Genomic DNA, 15,451 nt, shown 5'->3' on the forward strand with positions numbered 1-15,451 from the left:
TTTGAGCATACGGGGGGTCACAGATGGACGACCGGACAGGTCAGGGTGCGGGTGATGCCGTCCACTTGCTGGACTTTGGCGACCACCATGCGGCCGAGTTCATCGACGGTCTCGGCCTGAGCCCGCACGATGACGTCGTAGGGGCCGGTGACGTCCTCGGCCTGTATCACTCCGGGGATCTTGGCGATGACGTCGGCCACGGTCGACGCCTTTCCGACCTCGGTTTGGATCAGGATGTACGCCTGTACCACGGAACCTCCAGGGCGGCTACGAGGATCATGTGGGGAGAAGGGACGCCACGGTACCGCGTCGCCGAGCGGCGCGGGGAGACCCGCGCGGCGTGCGCGGCGCGCGACGGGCAGAGAGCGACAAGTGCGAAGGGGCAATGGGATGAAGGGCACCGTGGGCGAGTTGGGGGAGTTCGGGCTCATCAGAGAGCTCACCTCCCGGCTCACCACCACCCCGGCCGTGCGGCTCGGGCCCGGCGATGACGCCGCGGTCGTCGCCGCGCCGGACCGGCGGGTCGTGGCCAGTACGGATCTACTGCTGGAAGGCCGGCATTTCCGCCGCGACTGGTCCACCGCCTATGACGTGGGCCGCAAGGCCGCTGCCCAGAACCTCGCGGACATCGCGGCCATGGGCGCGGTGCCGACCGCGCTCCTGCTGGGTCTGGTGGTGCCCGCCGAACTGCCGGTGACCTGGCCCACCGAGCTGATGGACGGCATCCGCGACGAGTGCCAGGTGGCGGGCGCGGCCGTGGTGGGCGGCGATGTGGTGGGTGGCGAGACCATCACCGTGGCGATCACCGCTCTGGGCGACCTGCGCAACCACGAACCGGTCACCCGATCCGGTGCCCAGCCGGGCGACGTGGTCGCGGTCACCGGCTGGCTCGGCTGGTCGGCCGCCGGACACGCGGTGCTCTCCCGCGGCTTCCGCTCGCCGCGCGCCTTCGTCGAGGCGCACCGGCGCCCTGAGCCGCCCTACCACGCGGGCCCGGCGGCCGCCGGGCTCGGCGCCACCGCCATGACCGACGTCAGCGACGGGCTGGTCGCCGACCTCGGTCACATCGCGGAGGCCAGCAAGGTCCGTATCGACCTGCGGTCCGGGGACATCGACATCCCCTCCCAGATGTCCGACATCGGGCAGGCGGTGGGCGTCGACCCCCTGCAGTGGGTGCTCAACGGGGGCGAGGACCACGCGATCGTGGCCACCTTCCCGCCCGACGCCAAGCTGCCCGCGCGCTGGAAGGTGATCGGCGAGGTGCTCAACCCCTCGGCGCTGCCGCAGGTCACCGTGGACGGCGCGCCCTGGCCGCACGCGGGCTGGGACCACTTCGGGAAGGACAAGAGCGCCGAGTAGATTCGGCGCCATGGCGACTTCCCCCGCACCCCCGCCCGGTACCCGCGCGGCCCCGCCCCGCGTGCTCACCGTCGCCGGATCCGACTCCGGCGGCGGTGCCGGCATCCAGGCCGACCTGAAGACCATGCTGGCCCTCGGCGTGCACGGCATGAGCGTGATCACCGCCGTGACGGCACAGAACTCGCTGGGCGTCAGCGGGGCGTGGGAGCTGCCCGCCGAGGCCGTACGGGCCCAGTTCCGCGATGTCGTCGACGACATCGGGGTGGGGGCGGTCAAGACCGGGATGCTGGCCTCCGCCGAACTGGTCGAGACCGTCGCCGGGCTGCTCGCTGGCCTCCCGGCCCCGGTCGTGGTCGACCCGGTCGGCGTCTCCAAGCACGGTGACGCCCTGCTGGCGGCGGAGGCCCTCGACTCGGTCCGCACCCGGCTGCTGCCGGTCGCGACCGTGGCCACGCCCAACCTGGACGAGGTCGCCCAGCTGACGGGCGTGAAGGTGGCGGCGGAGCGGGACCTGCGGCGGGCCGCCGACGCGATCCTGGCCTTCGGCCCGCGCTGGGCGCTGATCAAGGGCGGTCACCTCGACGGCGACGCGGTGGACCTGCTCACGGACGGCACCGAGGAGCACTGGCTGCGGGCCGCCAGGCACCCCAACCGCCATACGCACGGCACGGGCTGCACGCTGGCCGCCGCCATCGCCTCGTACCTGGCCCTGGGAGCCGAGGTGCCGGGGGCCGTCGCGGCGGCCAAGGAGTACGTCACGGGCGCGATCGCGGCCGGCTTCCCGCTGGGCGGGGGCATCGGCCCGGTCGACCACGGCTGGCGGTGGCGCTGAACTCAGGTGGCGCTGAACCCAAGGGCATGCGAAAAGCCGGTCCACACGAGGTGGACCGGCTCGGCAACCGGAAGGGTCGCACTCGACACGCGAACGGGGTCGCCCCCGGCCGCGCGGGAAGTCAGCGCGAGACCTTGCCGGCCTTGATGCACGAGGTGCAGACGTTGAGCCGCTTCGGGGTCCGACCGACCACAGCGCGCACCGTCTGGATGTTGGGGTTCCAACGACGGCGGGTGCGGCGGTGCGAGTGCGAGATGTTGTTGCCGAAGCCCGGCCCCTTGCCGCAGACGTCGCAGTTGGCAGCCACGGGTTACTCCAAAGACGGGTCAACCCCGCTTGCGCGAGGAGACAGACACTTACGGTGGGCCCGGCGCGACCTGATCGGTGAAACGATCGGCGGTGCCGGGGGAATGGCCCGATTCGCATCGGGCAACCGGAGCAGCATACAACGGCCGATCCGCTACCCCGAAATTACCATGACCCCCCGCACCGATGCCCGGGGTGCCGACTACCCTGCGATGACCGCCCCCGCTCCTGCCCTCCCGAGGAGGACGTACGTGCCGCACACGCTCGACGCCGATGCGGTACGCAGCTGGTGCGCCCTGGCGCTGGACGCGCTCGGCCGGGCCCGCGAGGAGATCGACGCGATCAACGTCTATCCGGTCGCGGACGCGGACACCGGCACCAACCTCTATCTGACCGTCGAGTCCGCCGCCCAGGCCGTCGCCGCCGCCTTCGACGGCCACGCGGCCGCCCCCGGGACCGCCCTCCGCCCCAGCCTGTCCGAGGCGGTGCGCGCCATGGCCCACGGCGCCCTGATCGGCGCGCGCGGCAACTCCGGCACCATCCTGGCGCAGCTGCTGCGCGGGATGGCGGACGTCCTCGCGGAGGGCGAGGGCGCCCCGGACGGCGACGGCGGCTACCGGGACCACCAGGGGGACGAGGGGGACGGCCGGCGGGGCGATGGCGCGGACGGTCTGCGGCGGGCGCTGCGGCGCGCGGTCGAGCTGGCGTACCGGGGCGTGGCCCACCCCGTCGAGGGCACCGTGCTGACCGTGGCGCGGGCCGCGGCCGACGCCGCCGAGCGCGCCGAGGGCGACCCGGCCGCGGTGGCCCGCGCCGCCTACGAGGGCGCCCGCGTCGCCCTGGAGGCCACCCCCGCCCAGCTCGGCGCGCTCGCCCGCGCGGGCGTGGTGGACGCGGGCGGCTACGGGCTGGTGGTGTTCCTCGGCGCGCTCGCCCAGGCCGTGTCCGGCCGGGCCCCGGCCGCCGGCCCGGTCGCCGCCCGGGGAGGCTGCCCGGCCGCCGGGCCGGCGCGGACCGACGGCGCCTTGGCCGACGGCGCCTCCGGCGACGGGCCCGAAGGCGGGCCCGCCTTCGAGGTGATCTATCTGCTGGAGGCGGAGGAGACGGCCGTCGCCCGGCTGCGGGAGCGGCTGGACGCGCTCGGCGACTCCCTGGTGGTCGTCGGCGGCGACGGGCTGTGGAACGTGCATGTCCACGTGGACGACGCGGGCGCGGCCGTCGAGGCGGGCATCGAGGCGGGCCGCCCGTACCGCGTCCGCATCACCCACTTCGGCACGGCCGCCGCCCGCCGCGCCCACGCCGACCAGCCCCACCCGCACCCCCGGGCGGACGACACCGGGCGGCGGACGGACGCCCCCGGCGCCCCCGAGTCCCCCGCCGGCCGGGCGGACCGCGCGCCGCGCGCCGTGGTCGCGGTCGTCCCCGGCGAGGGCCTGGCCGCCCTGTGCGCCGAGGCCGGCGCGACCGTGGTCACCGCGCGCCCCGGGGAGCCGCCGGCCGCCGGGGAGCTGGCCCAGGCCGTACGGCGGGCCCGCGCCCCGGAGGTCGTCCTGCTGCCCAACGACGCCGACCTGCGCCACACGGCCGCGGCCGCAGCCGCCCAGGCCCGCGCCGAGGGCGTACGGGTGGCGGTCATCCCCACCCGCTCCCCGGTCCAGGGCCTGGCCGCGCTCGCCGTGCACGAACCGGGTCGCAGCTTCGACGAGGACGTCGTGGCCATGACCTCCGCCGCCGGCGCCACCCGCTACGCCGAGCTGGCCGTCGCCGAGCGCCAGGCCTGGACCATGGCCGGGGTGTGCCAGGCGGGGGACATGCTGGGGCTCATCGACGGGGACGTCGCGGTGATCGGCGACGGCCTCGCGGGCACCGCGCAGACCGTGCTGGACCGGATGCTCGCCGCGGGCGGCGAGCTGGTCACCCTGGTGCTCGGCGCGGACGTGCCCGGCGATGTCGCCGAGCTGCTGGAGCGCCACGTACGGGAGGGCCACTTCGCGGTCGACACGGTCGTCTACCGCGGCGGCCAGCCGGGCGTGCCGCTGATCATAGGCATCGAATAGCCCAGCGGCGTGGCAACAGCCTCGCTCCACGGCCCCGCTTGTCGGTGCCGTGGTGTGCAATGGACTGCGTGCCCGCGCTGGATGAACCTCTGAAGAAAGTGCTCGGCGGCAACACCGCGAAGGTGATGGCCGACCACCTCGACCTGCACACGGTCGGCGACCTGCTGCACCACTACCCGCGCCGCTACGCCGAGCGCGGCGAGCTGACCCGGCTGGCCGACCTCCCCCTGGACGAGCATGTGACGGTCGTCGCGCAGGTCGCCGACGCCCGCGTGCACAAGTTCGACCGCGGCACCAAACAGCGCCTGGAGGTCACCCTCACCGACGGCAGCGGCCGGCTGCGGCTGGTCTTCTTCGGCCGCGGGGTCTACGGGGCGCAGAAGGAGCTGCTCCCCGGCCGCCGCGGCATGTTCGCGGGCAAGGTCGGCGTCTTCCGCAATGTGCGCCAGCTGGCCCACCCGGCGTACGAGATGCTCGGCAAGGAGGACGGCGCGGCGGCCGTCGAGGCGTGGGCCAACCAGCTGCGGCCGCTGTATCCCGCCTGCGCCCAGCTCGAGTCCTGGAAGATCGAGAAGGCCGTCGGGGCGCTGCTCGACACCCTGGAGGCCACCGGCTGGGAGGGCCTGGTCGATCCGCTGCCCGAGAGCCTGCGCCTGGGCCGCGGGCTGGCCGAGCTCCCCGAGGCGCTGCTGAAGATCCACCGGCCGCGCACCAAGGCGGACATCGCCGCCGCCCGGGACCGCCTGAAGTGGGACGAGGCCTTCGTGCTCCAGGTGGCCCTCGCCCGCCGCCGCCACACCGACGCCCAGCTGCCCGCGGTGCCGCGCGCGCCCGCCGAGGGCGGCCTGCTGGACGCCTTCGACGCCCGGCTGCCGTTCACCCTCACCGACGGCCAGCGCGGCGTCAGCCGTGAGATCTTCGCCGACCTGGCCACCGAGCACCCCATGCACCGGCTGCTGCAGGGCGAGGTCGGCTCGGGCAAGACAATGGTGGCGCTGCGCGCGATGCTGGGCGTCGTGGACAGCGGGGGACAGGCCGCGATGCTCGCGCCCACCGAGGTGCTCGCCCAGCAGCACCACCGCTCGATCACCGAGATGATGGGCGACCTGGCCGAGGGCGGCATGCTGGGCGGCGCCGAGCTGGGCACCAAGGTCGTGCTGCTGACCGGCTCCATGGGCGCCGCGGCCCGCCGCCAGGCGCTGCTCGACCTGGTCACCGGCGAGGCCGGGATCGTGGTCGGGACCCATGCGCTGATCGAGGACAAGGTCCAGTTCCACGACCTGGGCCTGGTCGTGGTCGACGAGCAGCACCGCTTCGGCGTCGAGCAGCGGGACGCCCTGCGCTCCAAGGGCAAGCAGCCCCCGCACCTGCTGGTGATGACGGCCACCCCCATCCCGCGGACCGTCGCCATGACCGTCTTCGGCGACCTGGAGACCTCCGTACTGGACCAGCTGCCGGCCGGGCGCTCCCCGATCGCCTCCCATGTGGTCCCCGCGAAGGACAAGCCGCACTTCCTGGCGCGGGCCTGGGAGCGGGTGCGCGAGGAGGTGGCGGCCGGCCACCAGGCGTACGTGGTGTGCCCGCGGATCGGCGACGAGATGGGCGAGGAGGCGGACGAACCCAAGGGCGCGGCCCGCGCGTCGGCCCCGTCCTCGGGCAGGGCCTCCGCCAAGTCCGCCGCCAAGACCTCCGCCGAGTCCGCCGCCAAGTCCCCCGAGGACGAGGCCGAGAAGCGGCCGCCGCTCGCGGTCCTCGACGTCGCCGAGCAGCTCGCCAGGGGCCCGCTGCGCGACCTGCGCGTGGAGGTGCTGCACGGCCGGATGCAGCCCGAGGCCAAGGACGACGTGATGCGCCGCTTCGCCGCGGGCGAGGTGGACGTGCTGGTCGCCACGACCGTCATCGAGGTCGGCGTCAACGTCCCCAACGCCACCGCGATGGTGATCATGGACGCGGACCGCTTCGGCGTCTCGCAACTGCACCAGCTGCGCGGCCGCGTCGGCCGCGGCTCCGCCCCCGGGCTGTGCCTGCTGGTGACCGAGATGCCGGAGGGGAGCCCGGCCCGGGCCCGGCTCGGCGCGGTCGCGGCCACGCTGGACGGCTTCGAGCTGTCGCGGATCGACCTGGAGCAGCGACGCGAGGGCGATGTGCTGGGACAGGCCCAGTCCGGGGCGCGCTCCTCGCTGCGGGTGCTCGCGGTCATCGACGACGAGGAGGTCATCGCCGCCGCCCGGGAGGAGGCCACGGCCCTCGTCGCCGCCGACCCCGAGCTGACCGGGTATCCGGAGCTGCGCACCGCGCTTGACGCGTTCCTGGACGAGGAGCGCGAGGAGTACCTGGACAAGGGCTGACCGCCCGGCCGGCGCCGGGAGCCGCGACCGGGAGCCGGACCCGGCAGCCGTGACCAGTGCCCGGGACGCCATATCGTGGAGGGGCGGCGGCCACCACACGGCCCGCCGCTGCCCTCCCACCGCGAAGGACTGCGTCACCGATGACCCGCGTGATCGCCGGAGCCGCCGGCGGCCGCCGCCTGGCAGTGCCGCCGGGAAACGGCACCCGACCGACCTCGGACCGGGCGCGCGAAGGCCTCTTCTCCACCTGGGAGTCGCTGCTCGGCTCGCTGCGCGGCGCCCGGGTGCTCGACCTGTACGGCGGCTCCGGCGCGGTCGGCCTGGAGGCGCTCTCGCGCGGCGCCGAGCATGTGCTGCTGGTGGAGTCCGACCCGCGCGCCGCCCGCACGATCCGCGCGAACATCCGGGCGCTCGGCCTGCCTGGCGCCGAGCTGCGCACCGGCCGGGCCGAGCAGGCGATCGCCGGCCCGGCCCCCGGGACGGGCCCGTACGACGTGGTGTTCCTCGACCCGCCGTACGCCGTCACCGACGAGGAACTCCGCGAGATACTCCTCACACTCGCCGGTAACGGGTGGCTCGCGCCCGACGCGCTGGCCACGGTGGAGCGGAGCACACGAGGCGGGGAATTCGGGTGGCCTGCCGGTTTCGAGGGCTTGCGGGCCCGTCGGTACGGCGAGGGCACGCTTTGGTACGGTCGCGCCGCCTCGACGTGCGACAACGCGTCATGACCGGACCCGAGAGCGAGGAACCACCAGTGCGCCGCGCAGTCTGTCCGGGGTCCTTCGACCCCGTCACCAATGGGCACCTCGACATCATCGCCCGAGCGTCCAAGCTGTACGACGTCGTCCACGTCGCCGTGATGATCAACAAGTCCAAGCAGGGCCTGTTCACGGTCGACGAGCGGATGGACCTGCTCCGCCAGGTCACCGCCGAGTACGGGAACGTCCAGGTGGAGTCCTTCCACGGCCTTCTCGTCGACTTCTGCAAGGAGCGTGAGATCCCCGCCATCGTCAAGGGCCTGCGGGCGGTCAGCGACTTCGACTACGAGCTTCAGATGGCCCAGATGAACAACGGTCTGTCGGGGGTGGAGACGCTGTTCGTGCCCACCAACCCCACCTACAGCTTCCTCTCCTCCAGCCTGGTCAAGGAGGTCGCGGCCTGGGGCGGCGACGTCTCCCACCTGGTGCCCCCGGTGGTGCTCCAGGCCCTGACCGAGCGGCTGGGCCGGCGCTGATCGGCTGACGGCCGGGCCGGCGGGTGTCGGGCGGGGCCCGCTGGCCGTACAGTCGTCCCCGGTCGTTCCCGTCCGTTCCCGTTCGTTCCGTCAAGCGCCGGCAAGTTCCGTCCGGCCCCGGCGAGTTCCCTCGGGTCCGGCGGCGAGTTCCGCCAGGCCCCCCGGCAAGTTCCGTCAAGCCCGGCAAGTTCCGTCAAGAGAGAGTGGCGAGCACCAAGGTGGACGTGCAGAAGAAGCTCGACGAGATCGTCGAGACCGTCGGCAACGCCCGGTCCATGCCCATGTCGGCCTCGTGCGTGATCAACCGCGCCGAGCTGCTCGCCATGCTCGAAGAGGTGCGCGCCGCTCTTCCGGACTCCCTGGCCCAGGCCCAGGAGTTGATCGGCGGCCGGGACCGGATGGTCGAGGAGGCCCACCAGGAGGCGCAGCGGATCATCGAGTCCGCGCACGCCCAGCGCGGCTCGCTGGTCTCGGACACCGAGGTGGCCAGGAAGTCCCAGGAGGAGGCCGACCGGATCCTGGAGGAGGCCCGCCGGGAGGCCGAGGAGATCCGCGCCGAGGCCGACGACTACGTCGACAGCAAGCTCGCCAACTTCGAGGTCGTGCTGACCAAGACCATCGGCTCGGTCGACCGGGGCCGCGAGAAGCTGCTGGGCCACGCCGCCCCGGGCGGGGAGCAGGACGGGGCCCAGAGCCTGGAGGACGGGCCGGAGCGCAGTGCCGACCCCCAGACGCTGCGGCAGCGCGCCGACGAGTACGTGGACGCCAAGCTCGGCGCGGTCTCGGCGGTGCTCAGCAAGACGCTGGAGGCGGTCGGCAGGGGCCGGCAGAAGCTGCTCGGGGCGCGGGCGATCGACGAGCTGGGCGCGCACCTGGCCGCCCAGGATGCCTCCGCCCCGCTCGGCCACCGCACCAGCGACGACGACTACCTCGCGGACCTGGCCCAGTCCCAGACGCAGGTGCCCGTGGCGCGCCCCGAGGCGGCGCCAGACGCCTCGTACTACGCGGCCACGGCCGGATACCAGCAGCAGGAGGCGTACGGCTACCAGCAGCAGGGCTATGCGCAGCAGCAGGACCCGTACGCGGCCCAGGGCGGCTATCAGCAGCAGGACGCGTACGGCTGGCAGCAGCAGCCCCAGTACGACCCGAGCGGCTACGCCCCCGAGCCGCAGCACCACGAGCCGCAGCAGCACCACGAGCCCCAGCACCAGCACCAGCAGCACCACGAGCCGCATCAGCAGCAGCACCAGCAGCCGGCCGCGGCCCTCGACGAGACCAGCCTGTTCGACACCAGCATGATCGACCTCGATCAGCTGCGTCAGTACGAGCAGGGCCGCTGACCCCCGCCCGCCCCGGAGATCCCCGCCCCGGAGATCCCTCGCTCCGGAGGCGGATTGGGTCTACGGCGGCCGGTCCAGTATCCTGGCTGTTCGGTCGCGCTACGTCCGCGATCTCGGCTGCCCGCTTCGTACCAGCATCGGGTGGCCCGCCACAGCCGTAGAAAGCAGGAAGCCCTGAACGCCCGCCTCGACCACCGCGCCCCTCTCGTGTTCGACACACGCGAGCTGGGCCGTCGTCCCGGTGCGCTCAAAAGGCTCTCCCGCTCGGTCCCGGCCCCCAAGGATCTCGGCATCGAGGTCATCGGGGTGCGGGAGGGCGCGACCGTCGAGCTCGACCTCCGCCTGGAGTCGGTCATGGAGGGGGTGCTTGTCACAGGCACCGCCCGTGCGCCGCTGACAGGGGAGTGCGTAAGGTGTCTGGAGCCGCTGGAGCGGGAGCTCGAAGCGGACTTCCAGGAGATGTACTCCTACCCCGACGCCGATGACCGGAGCCGCTTCGCGGACACCGGCGACGACGCCGAGGAGGAGGACACGCTCTTTCTCGAGGGCGACCTGTTCGACCTCGAACCCGTGCTGCGCGACGCGGTGGTGCTGGCACTGCCGCTGCAGCCGGTGTGCCGGGAGGACTGCCCCGGGCTGTGCGCCGAGTGTGGCGCGCGGCTCGAGGAGGACCCCGACCACCATCACGACGCCGTCGACATCCGTTGGGCGGCACTGCAGGGACTCGCCGAGTCCGTTTCGGACGGCGAGAAGGACAACGCACCCCGCGAGCGCGGGGATGACTCACAGGAGAAGTAGCCGTGGCTGTTCCGAAGCGGAAGATGTCGCGCAGCAACACGCGCCACCGCCGGTCGCAGTGGAAGGCTGCGGTCCCCACCCTGGTGGCGTGCGAGCGCTGCCACGAGCCGAAGCTGCAGCACATCGCGTGCCCGAGCTGCGGCACCTACAACCGCCGCCAGGTCCTCGAGGTCTGATCGGCGGGTGACAGGCTCTATGTCGGACGCCCACACGACTCCCCGCAAGCGCGCGGGAGAACCGGCCAAGGCGGACACGGCCTCGTCCCACACGATTCTGGAAGGGCGGCTCGGGTACCAGCTCGAGTCCGCCCTTCTGGTGCGTGCGCTCACCCACCGCTCCTTCGCGTACGAGAACGGCGGGCTGCCCACCAACGAGCGCCTGGAGTTCCTCGGGGACTCCGTGCTCGGCCTGGTGGTTACCGACACGCTGTACCGCATCCACCCCGACCTGCCGGAAGGCCAGCTGGCCAAGCTGCGGGCGGCCGTGGTCAACTCGCGCGCGCTGGCGGAGGTGGGCCGTGGCCTCGACCTCGGCGCCTTCATCCGGCTCGGCCGGGGTGAGGAGGGCACCGGGGGCCGGGACAAGGCATCCATCCTCGCGGACACCCTCGAGGCGGTGATCGGCGCCGTCTACCTCGACAAGGGGCTCGACGCCGCCGCCGAGCTGGTGCACCGGCTCTTCGACCCGCTGATCGAGAAGTCCTCCAACCTGGGCGCGGGCCTGGACTGGAAGACCAGCCTCCAGGAGCTGACCGCCACCGAGGGGCTCGGAGTCCCCGAGTACCTGGTCTCCGAGACCGGACCCGATCACGAGAAGACCTTCACGGCTGCCGCCCGCGTCGGTGGTGTCGCGTACGGCACCGGCACCGGCCGCAGCAAGAAGGAAGCCGAGCAGCAGGCGGCCGAGGCCGCCTGGCGCGCGATCCGCGCCGCGGCGGACGAGGCGAAGGCCAAGGCCGAGGCGGCCGCGGCCGAGGGCACCGGCGTGGCCTCGGACGGCGAGGCCGCCGACCCGGCCGGCGCGGCACACTGAACCAACCCTCCTCGCCCTCCCCGTGACCGAGCGCGGCCCCGGCCGCGACGGCCGCGGGGAGGGCGAGGTCTTCGTCGTACAGGGAGGCCCCCGTTGCCCGAGCTGCCCGAGGTCGAGGTGGTCCGCCGCGGTCTGGAGCGCTGGATCAGCGGCCGGACGATCGCCGAGGTGCAGGTGCTGCACCCGCGTGCGGTGCGCCGCCACCTCGGCGGCGGCGAGGACTTCGCCGCCCGCCTGGGCGGCCGCCGCCCCGGGGTGGCCCGCCGCCGCGGCAAGTACCTGTGGCTGCCGCTGGAGGACGGCGAGGAGTCGGTGCTGGCGCACCTTGGGATGAGCGGCCAGCTGCTGGTCCAGCCGCACGACGCCCCGGACGAGAAGCACCTGCGCATCCGGGTGCGCTTCGCCGACTCCGTCGGCACCGAGCTGCGCTTCGTCGACCAGCGCACCTTCGGCGGCCTCTCGCTGCACGAGGCCGTCCCCGGCGCGGCCGACGGGCTGCCGGCCGCCATCGCGCACATCGCCCGCGACCCGCTGGACCCGGCCTTCGACGAGGCCGCCTTCCACGCCGCGCTGCGCCGCCGCCGCACCACCCTCAAGCGGGCGCTGCTCGACCAGTCGCTGATCAGCGGGGTCGGGAACATCTACGCCGACGAGGCGCTGTGGCGCGCCCGGCTGCACTACGACCGGCCGACGGCCACCCTCACCCCCTCGCGCAGCGCCGAACTCCTCGACCATGTGCGCGAGGTCATGAGCGCCGCCCTGGCGGTCGGCGGCACCAGCTTCGACTCCCTGTACGTGAACGTGAACGGCGAGTCGGGCTACTTCGAGCGCTCCCTGGACGCGTACGGCCGGGAGAACGAGCCCTGCCGCCGCTGCGCCACGCCGCTGCGGCGCCGCCCGTGGATGAACCGCTCCAGCTACTTCTGCCCGCGCTGTCAGCGCCCGCCGCGCCCGGTGGTGGCCGCGCCCCGCGCCGTGGCGTCGCGCTCCTCGTCGTAGCGCGCCCGGGCGGTCAGCACCTCCGGCATGCGGTCCTCGACGAGGTCGATCAGGGCCAGCAGCCGCTCGGCGACGGCCTGGCCCAGCGGGGTCAGCTCGTAGTCCACGCGCGGGGGGTTGACCGGCTGTGCCTCGCGGTGCACCAGGCCGTCGCGCTCCAGCGCGTGCAGCGTCTGGGACAGCATCTTCTCGCTGACACCGTCGACCCGGCGGCGCAGCTCGTTGAAGCGGAGGCTGCCCTCCTTGAGGGCCCCCAGGGTCAGTCCGCCCCATTTGCCGGTGATGTGCTCCAGCGTGTCCCGTGAGGGGCAGGCGCGGGCGAACACGTCGAAGGCCAGGTCGTCCGCTGCCGTTCCGGCGCTCGTCGGCGCGACGCAGTCACTCTCCATGACATGAGCATACCCCCATGCAGCGCTAACTCTCGGGTTGCGCTTTCTGGAAGTTAGTGCTTCGCTGAGGGAGTCATTTCGCCGTGTACGACGCCTCAGGAGCGCCCACCGTGACCACCCCCGTCATCGCCATCGCCTACCACTCCGGCTTCGGCCACACCTCCGTCCTCGCCGAGGCCGTCCGCGACGGCGCGGACGCCGAGGGCGCCACCGTCCACCTGATCAAGGTCGATGAGATCACCGACGAGCAGTGGGCCCTGCTCGACGCCTCGGACGCGATCGTCTTCGGCTCGCCCACCTACATGGGCACCGCGTCCGGCGCCTTCCACGCCTTCGCCGAGGAGTCCTCCAAGCGCTGGTTCACCCAGGCGTGGAAGGACAAGCTCGCGGCCGGCTTCACCAACTCGGGGTCCAAGAGCGGCGACAAGCTGCACACGCTCCAGTTCTTCACGGTGCTCGCGGCCCAGCACGGCATGAGCTGGGTGAGCCTGGGGCTGCACCCGGGCTGGAACAGCTCCGAGGCCTCCGAGAACGACCTCAACCGCCTCGGCTTCTTCCTCGGTGCCGCCGCCCAGTCGAACAACGACCAGGGCCCGGAGGGCGTGCACAAGGCCGACATCGCCACCGCCGAGCACCTCGGCCGCCGGGTCGCGGAGAGCGCCAAGGTGGCCGTGGCGGGCCGCGCCGCCCTCGCCGCCTGACGGCAGGGGTGCGGCGGGGCGGCGGCGGGGCGCGGCTGACGGCCAGGGGCGGCGGGCCCGGGCTCAGGACCCTGGCCCGCGGTTCAGGGGCCTGACCCGGGGCTCAGGGCCGGCTCAGTAGCCGAAGTCCTGGGTCCACCAGGGGCCGCCCTCGCCGAAGTGCGCGCCGACGCCCAGGGTCTTGTATCCGCAGTTGAGGATGTTGGCGCGGTGGCCGGGGCTGTCCATCCAGGAGTCCATCACGGCCCGCGCGTCCTCCTGGCCGCGCGCGATGTTCTCTCCGCCCAGGTTCAGGATGCCGGCCTGCTCCGCACGCTCCCAGGGGGTGTCGCCGTCCGGGTCGAGGTGGTCGAAGAAGCCCCGCAGGGCCATGTCGTCGCTGAAGTCCTGGGCCAGCTGTCCCAGTTTCGGGTCGGCGGTCACGGGCTCGCAGCCGGCCTTGGACCGCTCCTGGTTGACCAGCGCCAGGACCTGCCGCTCGGCGGCGCTCTCGGAGTTCCCCGGGGTGGTCGTGGGGTCCGTGCTCCGGCCCGGCGGCGTGGTGGGCCGGTGGGCGGAGGAGGAGCCTCCGTTCCCGTCGCCCCGGCCGTCGCCCTTCCCGTTCCCGCTGCCGCCTTCGTTCCCGTTCCCGTGGCCGGATCCGGAGGAGCCCGGTTGCTTCGGGGGAGTGGTGGAGGGGGTGGCGGAGGACTCGCCCGGGGTCTTCGAGGGGGTGGTGGACGGCGCGTGCGGACGGTCATCGCCCCGGTCGGCGGGGGGCGTGCCGCGGTCCACCGGTGACGCCGAGGGGGTGCCCTGTGTCTCCAGGGCCGAGCCCGACGGGGCGTCGGCGCGCACCCCTCCGGCCGGGTCGTTGCTTCCGCTAAGGGTCGGGCCTCCCGGCAGCAGCCCGGTGGCCATGGCCACCGCGCCCACCGCGACGGCGGCGGACACGCTCAGCAGCCCGGTCCGCACCGGAGCCAGAGGGCTTCGGCGGGCTCCCCGGTGGCGTCCGGCGCCGGGGGCGGGGGGTGTCGGCGCGGATCCGGGGGCGGATCGTCGATGGCGGCCCATCTCCTGCCTTCCTTGCAAGATCGGGGTCACGTGCGTCACTCGTACGGGTGAGTAGTGCGTTGAGCCGGGACTGTACGCCATGACGGGGCGGCCGAGGTGTCCGGCGGGCAAATTGCTCGGCTAGCGTGCCACCCATGAACGAGAGAGTGCGCCTCACCGCGTGGGTCCGCGGTCGAGTCCAAGGTGTCGGTTTTCGCTGGTTCACCAGGGCAAACGCGCTGCGCATCGGAGGGCTGGCCGGGTTCGCCTCCAACCTGTCCGACGGCCGGGTCCAGGTCGTCGCCGAAGGCGAACGTACGAACTGCGAACAACTGCTCGACTGGCTGCGGGGCGACGACACGCCCGGCCGCGTCGACGGTGTCACCGAGATCTGGGACACACCCCGGGGCGGTTACGAGACCTTCGAGATCCGCTGAGGCACCCCGCCGCACCCGCCCCGCCGGACCCTCGCCGGGCGCGCCTCTCGCACCGCCCGTGAGCGAAAACAAGCTGATGGTTGCCAATGCGGCCGGTCCGTGGAAGGCTGCGGCGTAAGGGATGATCCCTTCGCCTCGGCGGCCTCATCTGTGCGGGCTCGGCGCCTTTCGCCACTCGGTAAGCCCCCGGCCGCAGGGCCCCGTCGGCCTGTGATCGTGTTGACCGTCAAACCATTTGGTGAGACGCTGGAAGCCCCGCGCACCTTAACTGTTTGCCACTCAGCACGGTAGTAACGGCAGGCATCGCGGGTGCGAAAATCCCTCACGACCCACCACCGCTTCGGTCGGTCACTCAATGTGGAGGACCATCCATCATGGCAAAGGCGCTTCTCGGTTACGTCGGCGGTTCCGACCCCCGAGTCCTCGCCGAGATGCGACGGCTTCAGCAGCGCGTCCAGGACCTCGAATCCGAGATCATCCGGATTCAGGCCGAGAACGACGCTCTGTCCGCCGCCGCGCACCACGGCGACTCGCTGCTCGAAAGCATCGACGTATCCCAGGCGGAGCCTGCGCTCGCCTGACCCGGC

Annotated in this window: 18 protein-coding genes; 14 read left to right on the plus strand and 4 right to left on the minus strand. The window is 73.2% G+C overall.

Annotated elements, in window-relative coordinates; genetic code table 11:
• Positions 1-17: 17 nt before the first annotated feature.
• Positions 18-251 carry an Lrp/AsnC family transcriptional regulator gene (locus BBH68_RS21880; RefSeq protein ID WP_014176096.1) on the minus strand — a complete coding sequence of 78 codons (234 nt, stop codon included), beginning with the start codon at positions 249-251 and terminating at the stop codon, positions 18-20.
• Positions 252-390: 139 nt separating this feature from the next.
• Here BBH68_RS21880 and BBH68_RS21885 point away from each other — a divergent pair, with 139 nt between their 5' ends.
• Both BBH68_RS21885 and thiD read left to right on the plus strand, forming a co-directional pair.
• Positions 391-1,359: a thiamine-phosphate kinase gene (locus tag BBH68_RS21885; protein WP_065965125.1), complete on the plus strand. Its 969-nt coding sequence runs from the start codon at positions 391-393 to the stop codon at positions 1,357-1,359.
• A 10-nt stretch (positions 1,360-1,369) separates the two neighbouring features.
• Entirely contained in the window at positions 1,370-2,191 is an 822-nt protein-coding gene (thiD, locus tag BBH68_RS21890; RefSeq protein WP_065965127.1) for a bifunctional hydroxymethylpyrimidine kinase/phosphomethylpyrimidine kinase, read from the plus strand.
• Positions 2,192-2,312: 121 nt separating this feature from the next.
• On the opposite strand, the gene rpmB is transcribed toward thiD, so the two are convergent.
• Positions 2,313-2,498 carry a 50S ribosomal protein L28 gene (gene rpmB, locus BBH68_RS21895; RefSeq protein ID WP_009714771.1) on the minus strand — a complete coding sequence of 62 codons (186 nt, stop codon included), beginning with the start codon at positions 2,496-2,498 and terminating at the stop codon, positions 2,313-2,315.
• 250 nt (positions 2,499-2,748) lie between these two features.
• Here rpmB and BBH68_RS21900 point away from each other — a divergent pair, with 250 nt between their 5' ends.
• The 9 genes from BBH68_RS21900 (at position 2,749) to mutM (ending at position 12,305) form a co-directional block, all read left to right on the plus strand.
• Positions 2,749-4,554 carry a DAK2 domain-containing protein gene (locus tag BBH68_RS21900; protein ID WP_065965129.1) on the plus strand — a complete coding sequence of 602 codons (1,806 nt, stop codon included), beginning with the start codon at positions 2,749-2,751 and terminating at the stop codon, positions 4,552-4,554.
• Between the two features lie 59 nt (positions 4,555-4,613).
• Positions 4,614-6,902 (plus strand): ATP-dependent DNA helicase RecG, encoded by a 2,289-nt coding sequence (recG, locus tag BBH68_RS21905; protein ID WP_065965131.1) that lies wholly within the window; start codon positions 4,614-4,616, stop codon positions 6,900-6,902.
• 140 nt (positions 6,903-7,042) lie between these two features.
• A complete protein-coding gene (rsmD, locus tag BBH68_RS21910) occupies positions 7,043-7,630 on the plus strand; it encodes a 16S rRNA (guanine(966)-N(2))-methyltransferase RsmD (protein WP_065965132.1) in 588 nt (195 codons plus the stop codon).
• Positions 7,631-7,656: 26 nt separating this feature from the next.
• A complete protein-coding gene (gene coaD / locus BBH68_RS21915; RefSeq protein ID WP_065965134.1) occupies positions 7,657-8,136 on the plus strand; it encodes a pantetheine-phosphate adenylyltransferase in 480 nt (159 codons plus the stop codon).
• A 218-nt stretch (positions 8,137-8,354) separates the two neighbouring features.
• Positions 8,355-9,476, plus strand: coding sequence for a F0F1 ATP synthase subunit B family protein (locus BBH68_RS21920; RefSeq protein WP_065965228.1), 1,122 nt, complete (start codon positions 8,355-8,357; stop codon positions 9,474-9,476).
• A 174-nt stretch (positions 9,477-9,650) separates the two neighbouring features.
• The gene (locus BBH68_RS21925) at positions 9,651-10,274 is read left to right on the plus strand and encodes a YceD family protein (protein WP_174589068.1); all 624 of its coding nucleotides are present in this window, start codon (positions 9,651-9,653) and stop codon (positions 10,272-10,274) included.
• 2 nt (positions 10,275-10,276) lie between these two features.
• Entirely contained in the window at positions 10,277-10,450 is a 174-nt protein-coding gene (gene rpmF / locus BBH68_RS21930) for a 50S ribosomal protein L32 (RefSeq protein WP_065965136.1), read from the plus strand.
• 19 nt (positions 10,451-10,469) lie between these two features.
• Positions 10,470-11,306 (plus strand): ribonuclease III, encoded by an 837-nt coding sequence (rnc, locus tag BBH68_RS21935; protein ID WP_065965137.1) that lies wholly within the window; start codon positions 10,470-10,472, stop codon positions 11,304-11,306.
• A 93-nt stretch (positions 11,307-11,399) separates the two neighbouring features.
• The gene (mutM, locus tag BBH68_RS21940; protein WP_065965140.1) at positions 11,400-12,305 is read left to right on the plus strand and encodes a bifunctional DNA-formamidopyrimidine glycosylase/DNA-(apurinic or apyrimidinic site) lyase; all 906 of its coding nucleotides are present in this window, start codon (positions 11,400-11,402) and stop codon (positions 12,303-12,305) included.
• On the opposite strand, the gene BBH68_RS21945 is transcribed toward mutM, so the two are convergent.
• Positions 12,242-12,694 carry a winged helix-turn-helix transcriptional regulator gene (locus tag BBH68_RS21945; RefSeq protein ID WP_065965142.1) on the minus strand — a complete coding sequence of 151 codons (453 nt, stop codon included), beginning with the start codon at positions 12,692-12,694 and terminating at the stop codon, positions 12,242-12,244. The genes mutM and BBH68_RS21945 overlap by 64 nt on opposite strands.
• 110 nt (positions 12,695-12,804) lie before the next feature.
• Between BBH68_RS21945 and BBH68_RS21950 the strand changes: the two genes are divergently transcribed.
• Complete coding sequence (locus tag BBH68_RS21950) at positions 12,805-13,395, plus strand: flavodoxin family protein (RefSeq protein WP_065965144.1); 591 nt, start codon at positions 12,805-12,807, stop codon at positions 13,393-13,395.
• Between the two features lie 114 nt (positions 13,396-13,509).
• Here the strand turns inward: BBH68_RS21950 and BBH68_RS21955 are convergent, their stop codons facing one another.
• Positions 13,510-14,349: a CAP domain-containing protein gene (locus BBH68_RS21955; protein ID WP_065965145.1), complete on the minus strand. Its 840-nt coding sequence runs from the start codon at positions 14,347-14,349 to the stop codon at positions 13,510-13,512.
• Positions 14,350-14,582: 233 nt separating this feature from the next.
• On the opposite strand from BBH68_RS21955, the gene BBH68_RS21960 reads away from it, so the two are divergent.
• On the plus strand, positions 14,583-14,864 hold the full coding sequence (locus tag BBH68_RS21960) for an acylphosphatase (protein WP_065965147.1): 282 nt from the start codon (positions 14,583-14,585) through the stop codon (positions 14,862-14,864).
• Between the two features lie 374 nt (positions 14,865-15,238).
• On the plus strand, positions 15,239-15,445 hold the full coding sequence (locus BBH68_RS21965) for a hypothetical protein (RefSeq protein ID WP_065965149.1): 207 nt from the start codon (positions 15,239-15,241) through the stop codon (positions 15,443-15,445).
• The last annotated feature ends 6 nt before the right edge of the window (positions 15,446-15,451 follow it).

Source organism: Streptomyces sparsogenes, from assembly GCF_001704635.1.
Taxonomy (GTDB): Bacteria; Actinomycetota; Actinomycetes; order Streptomycetales; family Streptomycetaceae; genus Streptomyces; species Streptomyces sparsogenes.

Coding starts and splice junctions, on each gene's coding strand:
- BBH68_RS21885 (WP_065965125.1), top strand. CDS start 391: ATGAAGGGCACCGTGGGCGAGTTGGGGGAGTTCGGGCTCATCAGAGAG.
- thiD (WP_065965127.1), top strand. CDS start 1,370: ATGGCGACTTCCCCCGCACCCCCGCCCGGTACCCGCGCGGCCCCGCCC.
- recG (WP_065965131.1), top strand. CDS start 4,614: ATGGACTGCGTGCCCGCGCTGGATGAACCTCTGAAGAAAGTGCTCGGC.
- rsmD (WP_065965132.1), top strand. CDS start 7,043: ATGACCCGCGTGATCGCCGGAGCCGCCGGCGGCCGCCGCCTGGCAGTG.
- rnc (WP_065965137.1), top strand. CDS start 10,470: ATGTCGGACGCCCACACGACTCCCCGCAAGCGCGCGGGAGAACCGGCC.
- BBH68_RS21945 (WP_065965142.1), bottom strand. CDS start 12,694: ATGGAGAGTGACTGCGTCGCGCCGACGAGCGCCGGAACGGCAGCGGAC.
- BBH68_RS21960 (WP_065965147.1), top strand. CDS start 14,583: ATGAACGAGAGAGTGCGCCTCACCGCGTGGGTCCGCGGTCGAGTCCAA.
- BBH68_RS21965 (WP_065965149.1), top strand. CDS start 15,239: ATGGCAAAGGCGCTTCTCGGTTACGTCGGCGGTTCCGACCCCCGAGTC.